The 6,119-nt window shown below is 59.5% G+C and carries 3 protein-coding genes and 3 pseudogenes; all 6 read left to right on the top strand.

Annotated features, from left to right (window positions below):
* A pseudogene (locus tag Z052_RS18350) lies at positions 1-223 on the top strand (hypothetical protein); the annotation flags it as partial.
* A 269-nt stretch (positions 224-492) separates the two neighbouring features.
* On the top strand, positions 493-1,443 hold the full coding sequence (locus Z052_RS18345) for a mannonate dehydratase (protein WP_394338391.1): 951 nt from the start codon (positions 493-495) through the stop codon (positions 1,441-1,443).
* Between the two features lie 21 nt (positions 1,444-1,464).
* Positions 1,465-2,361 carry an NAD(P)-dependent oxidoreductase gene (locus Z052_RS18340; RefSeq protein WP_099289319.1) on the top strand — a complete coding sequence of 299 codons (897 nt, stop codon included), beginning with the start codon at positions 1,465-1,467 and terminating at the stop codon, positions 2,359-2,361.
* Entirely contained in the window at positions 2,351-3,415 is a 1,065-nt protein-coding gene (locus tag Z052_RS21150; RefSeq protein ID WP_099289318.1) for a lactonase family protein, read from the top strand. The genes Z052_RS18340 and Z052_RS21150 overlap by 11 nt, the downstream gene beginning before the upstream one ends.
* A 474-nt stretch (positions 3,416-3,889) precedes the next feature.
* Positions 3,890-4,369: pseudogene (locus tag Z052_RS18330) on the top strand (transposase); the annotation flags it as partial.
* A 98-nt stretch (positions 4,370-4,467) separates the two neighbouring features.
* Positions 4,468-5,478, top strand: a pseudogene (locus Z052_RS18325) (transposase); the annotation flags it as partial.
* Between the last annotated feature and the right edge of the window lie 641 nt (positions 5,479-6,119).

Below are 6,119 nucleotides of genomic sequence, written 5' to 3'. Positions count from 1 at the left end.
CGACGAATCTGGCAAAGTCTGTTCTGGCTACAAAGGTCAAGAGCCGCCGCGAAACAGCCGTTCTCGCGGCGGCTCGTCGCGCACTGGCCGATCACGCTGGCGAGGGCGTCACGGTGACCAACTGACGCTCGTCGCGGCGTGCCGCGACTCACACCGACAGTTCCGTGAGATCGTCCTCTCGTTGGCCCTCAACAACCTCAAGAAGCTCACCAAAACACTATGATCCCGCTCCAGTACCACATTTTCAATAGAGCAGTTTTGTGAGGTACTGAAATTACCAATTCCTCGCATGTACCGGTCTATACTGTGGCGCTACCCTCTGGTACAAGAACCGGCTCCCGACGGAACGGGGCGATGACTTTGTCGCCTCTGCTTACCGGATGTTGAGCACAACTGCCACCCAGGTAGTGCGTAGTACGGGTGCTGACAATCCTTATATAGCTCGGCGATCGACACTTCACGATCACGAACATAATGACTGACCGCTACGACATGAATCCGACCGTAATGCTCCCGCCGAAGCCAGACCGACGCTGGACCATTGCGAAGCAACTCGGTATTGACACCGCTGTCGTCCGTTTTTGGGGAGTCAACAACTGGTGGGAGTACGACACTCTTCAGCGTACTGTCACCCGCTTCGCCGACCACGGCTTCTCGCTGGACGTGGTCGAGGACCGCCCCCCGATTGAGAAGACCGTCCTCGGGGAGGAGGGCCGCGACGGGGAGATTGAGACCGTCAAGACGCTAATCGAGAACATGGGCCGGCTCGGGATCGACACCTACTGCTGGGTGTGGACCGAGAATCCGCTCGGCGTGATCCGGACGTCCGATTCCCTCCCGGGCCGGGGCGACTCACAGCGGATCGGATACGACCACGACTGGATGGAGCGGGCGCCCGACCACGAGGCCGCGGACATCACCGAGGCGGAACTCTGGGAGAACCTCCAGTACTTCCTCGACGAGGTGGTGCCGGTCGCCGAGAAGTACGGCGTCAACCTCGCACTACATCCCGACGACCCGCCGACCTCGCCCGTTAGAGGCGTTCCCAGAATCGTCCAGTCCGTCGACGACTACCGGCGTATCCTCGACATGTCCGACAGCGAGCGCCACGGCGTCACGTTCTGTCAGGGCAACTTTTCCGCGATGGCGGGGGACACCATCGAGGCGATCCGCGAGTTTGGCGACCGCATCCACTTCGTCCACTTTCGCGACGTCGAGGGTGACGAACGCGAGTTCGTCGAGACCTGGCACGACGAGGGGCCGACCGACATGAAGGCAGCCATCGAGGCCTACCGAGACGTGGGCTTCGACGGGCCGATCCGTCCCGACCACGTCCCGCGAATGGTTGGCGAACAGGACCGGGAAGACGCCATGGCCGGCTACACCGACATGGGTCGACTGTTCGCAATCGGCTACATCAAGGGACTGCTCGAAGAGAGCTGAGAGACTGATACCACACGATCCATGACAGTAGACACCATCGCAGTGACCGGAGGAAACGGCAAGATCGGTGAGGCGATCATCGCCCATCTGAATGAGTACGGCTACGAGACGGCGAACATCGCGCGTGGAAAACAACGCGAGGACGTCTCCGACCGTTACATCACGACCGATCTGCTGGACGCTGGCGAGGTGTACGGGGCACTCGCGAAGGTGGACGCGGACGCCGTGATCCACATGGGGACTATTCCCGACCCGTACAGCAATCCCGACTATCGAGTGTACGAGAGTAACGTGCTGTCGGCCAAACACATCATGGAGGCGGCAGAGTCGCTCGGTCTCGAATCGGTCGTCCTCCCGTCCAGTATCAACGCGATTGGGAGCGAACATCAGGAGCGTCCAGCCGATGTCCGATACGTCCCACTCGACGAGAACCACCCCCGGACACCGGACGATCCGTACGGAATCGCCAAGCACGCGATGGAGGTTACGGCCGACGGCTTCGCCCGACGCCCGTCGACTGACATCTCGATCGCATCGATACGGTACCCATGGGTCACGACCGAAGCGGAGATGCGCGAGTATTTCCTCGAACCGGACCGGTCCCTCGATGTTCTCGACGACGTTCACCCTGCCACGGGTCGGGACGTGCTGTTCTCGTACCTCGCGATGCCGGACGCGGCGTCAATCGCACGGCGGGCGGTAGCGGCCGACTTCGATGGTCACGAGGTGTTCTGGGCGGTCGCCGGTGACACCACGGCCGACGCGCCCACCGAAGAACTCGTGGCGGAGTTCTATCCCGACGCCGAGGCCCGCAGAGCGCTGGAGGGCCACGAGGCGATCCTCGGACTCTCAAAGGCTGCGACACTCCTCGGGTGGGAACCGGAACACAGCTGGCGGGACCTGGAGAATGATGGGTAACGGAGACATCGCGGTCATCGGTTCGTATACCCGAGAGGGCGGCGAAGGAATCACCACGCACCGGATCGAGACTGACGGGGCACTCCCACGGATCGACGCCGCCGATGAGGCGGATCCATCGTTCCTCGCTTTTCACCCCTCGGGTGAGTACCTCGTAGCCGTCAACGAACGCGAAGACGGCTCTGCCGTCAGTTATCACGTCGATCCCGCCACCGGCGCTCTCGACAGGAGTGATCGGAGTGCAACCGGCGACGCGGGCCCCTGCCACGTCGCCGTCGGCCCGCTAGGGGAGTACGCCGTCGTTTCCCACTTTGTCGGCGGGTCCGTCGCGTTACTCTCACTGACAGCGGAGGGGGAACTCGCCGGTCCGGTCGACCTGCAGGAACACGGGGGTTCCGGACCGAACCCTGACCGCCAAACTGCGCCACACCCTCATTCGGCGTGGTTCGTCACAGACTCGATCGTGTACGTGCCCGACTTGGGGACCGATACGCTCGTGGTCTACGAACTCGACCGCGACGACGGAGAGCTCGTTCACCTCGCGGACGCGGCTGTCTCCGTCAACCCGGGTGCCGGTCCTCGTCACTTCGCCTCGCACCCGGACGCCCCCGTCGGCTATCTCCTGAACGAACTCGACGCAACGATGACGGTTATCGATCACGCTGACCCCCGCGATCCGTCGGTCGAAGTCACCGTCTCGACGCTTCCACCGGAGGTAGACGCCGACAGAACGATAGCGGCGGAGGTGCAGGTCCACCCCGGCGGCGAGTACGTGTCCACGTCGAACCGCGGTCACGACTCGCTGGCAACCGTCGCGGTCGGTGACGACCCTCGTGACGTGGAGCGTACTGACGTCACTCCCTCGGGCGGGGAGTGGCCCCGAAACTTTCGAATCAGTCCTGACGGAACACGTCTGTTCGTCTGCCACCAGCATACTGATGATGTGATCCCCTTTGCAATCGAAAACGGGGAACTGCGCCGACTGGACGCGCCGACGACTGTTCGTGCGCCGGTATGTATACAGATCCTCGCCGCGAATGTCTCGGATCGATAGTGGTCGGATACGGGATCACTCCACTGTGATGTCCTTAAAATACGAAAGATGTCATTTTCTATTTTTTAATGTGCTTCGGTATCCGTGTGACACGTCACTGTAATCGCGGTCGTCTTTGTGACAGACACGGTAACGGAGAACCGCACCACTACCGCGCTTTCCTTGGACTCGTCGAGCTATCTGTCACTCGTCTGGATCGGAACTACCGGCAGTACACAGGTATCCATGGTCGTCGTGGCAACAGCACGAGCAGACAACGGGACCGTGAGTCGAGCCTCGGTCGTCTTCCGACTGCCGAAAGGTGTAGCGATCGCAAATAGCAGTGGGTAAGCAGCGTTGGGTCACATCAAAAATACCAGAAAGCAAATCAGTATTTAAATTATACGCTCTTCTGTAGGAGATTGTTGATACTGCTGAGCTGTCGCTATCGAGTCGAAGAGGACAAGGACACCGCGTCAGCGGTGTCCGACACGAATGATTCCGCTAGATGCGTTTGGGTCGGAGCCGGTCGCAGCGGACCTGTTACAGCAGGTTCGCTGGCGTGACGGCGTTTCTTGTCCTCGCTGCCGTTCTGACCGGACGGTCAGAAACGGCAGCTACGGGCACTTTCAGCGGTATCTGTGTAAGGATTGCGGCCGCACGTTCAACGATAAAACCGGCACGATCTTCGCTCATTCGAAGATCGTGCTCCGCAAGTGGCTGTTTTCGATCTACGCGTTTTTGCGCTTTAACACGAGTCTTAGGCAGTTACAGTGCGAAATCGAGGTCACCTACAAAACGATCCACAGGCGTGTCGAGCGCTTCGGCGAAGCGCTCGACGCGCCGTCACTCGAGCTCGTCGGACCAGTCGAAATTGACGAGTTCTACGTCTCAGCCGGCTTGAAAGGCCGCGAGCGCGACCGCTGGTCGCGCTCTCGCGGTCTCTCTCGACGCGGGCGCGGGACGTATGAGCAACTCAGCTTTGAACGTTAGCGTCGGAGAAGTCCGTAATCGGCATCATCCGTCTTCACTACCGCCTACGTCATGCTCCTACTTCAACGTTCAAAGCTGAGGAGTTACAGACGTTCATGGGGATGGTCCGGTGCGGAACCGCGCAGGGAGCGACTCGCTTCCAGTACCGGCGTGGTGAAGAGTACGTCCCCCACGGTGATACTCATCTCCGCGCAGTCAAGCAGTTCGATCCTGACGAGCTCGTGGACGGCTTTAACGAGACGACGGATCGCTTGCTCTCGGTCATCGCTTCTGAATCCACATTCCGCCGTCCAGTCACTGCGGCGATCGACATCACCACCATTCCCTACTACGGAGAGGTCGAAGAGATGCCGATGGTCAGCGGGACCAAGGACAGAGACGGTCGAGCGTTCAAATTCGCAACGCTCTCGATCATCGGACAGAATATCCCGCTCGTTCTTGCCGTGGAACCGGTTCGAGAGAGCTCTGAGTGGGATGAGAACCCGTCGAATCAGATCCATCGTACTGTGCGACGGCTCGTTCGACGAGCAAAAGAGCACGTTCCAATCGAGACAGTGCTGTGTGATCGGGAGTTCGATTCGATACGCGTGTTTCAGACGCTCTCAAACCTCGATGTGAACTACCTCATACCCAAGCGGGTCTCCAGCTCCGAACAGGATGTACTCGAACAAATGGAGGAAGACGACCAAGAGGTGGCCGTTGAGTCGGCTTCTGTCCATGTGGAATCTGGTTCGCATCCAATGCGGCTCCTGTACGTGCCGTCGACGAGTGGAGAGGGAACGGCCGTCTTCGCGACAAATCTCCGAGTCGGTCCCGATGAGGCCGAGGCGTTCTGTCAGCGCTACAGCCGCCGGTGGCAGATCGAGAGTGAGTACAAATCGATCAAGGGCGACTTTCTCGCGAAGACCTCCTCGAAAGACTACCGCGTTCGCCTGTTCTACTTCGTGTTCGCGGTCCTCTTGTACAATATCTGGCGGCTCACCGACTTCTTGCTGAAAGCGGGCGTGGGAGGTGAGATGGACTACGCACCCGTGTTGACTGCGGGTGAGTGTGTTGAGCTCGTTGCCTCGGCGTTGATCCCGCACGACTGATCAGCTGAACCCTCGCTGAGTCTGCGGTTCGGGAGTGGCAACCCTATTCAGCAGCGCTAAAATCCACGTATTTTCCAACCTTTGACCCAACAGTATGTCGACAAGCGTTTGAAAGCAGCTTTCGGTTGTTGAATTGAACCACTGATCAGCAAGAATTTGGCCAAAAATGACCCATCTTCCGAAACTGTGGGGAACACCACGGGTCTAATTGTGTATAGCGATATCCGATTTACTGATCGCCCTGTTCGGACTAGAAGCGTTCTAGCGGCCGAAATCAGCCGGTATTCTCACAGATGTTCCAATATCCGGCGGAATAAATTACTTTGTCTTAGTTGCGTAAGACAGAGTAAACTCTTAGTGACCCCCACCCGTGGCCCCAAACGAGCCAGATCCAAAACTATGCCCGACGCTTCCCCACACAGTCGCTCCGTCCGGATCGTCGCGTCCGCAGCGGTGGTCCGACGACACAACCCCCACACTCCGGAGGCCCAATGACGGGCCGTCGCTCTGTCGAGACGCCGATCGAGGACACGTTCACGAAGTATCTCACGGACAAGGGGAAGGGTGACGCCGGCGAGGAGGGTGCGTATCGAACGGACGCTGAGCGCGAACTGAATCGATTCCGACGCTGGTGTCTCGGC

It is taken from the genome of Halorubrum sp. C191, from assembly GCF_002727095.1.
Taxonomy (GTDB): domain Archaea; phylum Halobacteriota; class Halobacteria; order Halobacteriales; family Haloferacaceae; genus Halorubrum; species Halorubrum ezzemoulense.
This window is presented reverse-complemented; position numbering and strand designations above follow the sequence as displayed.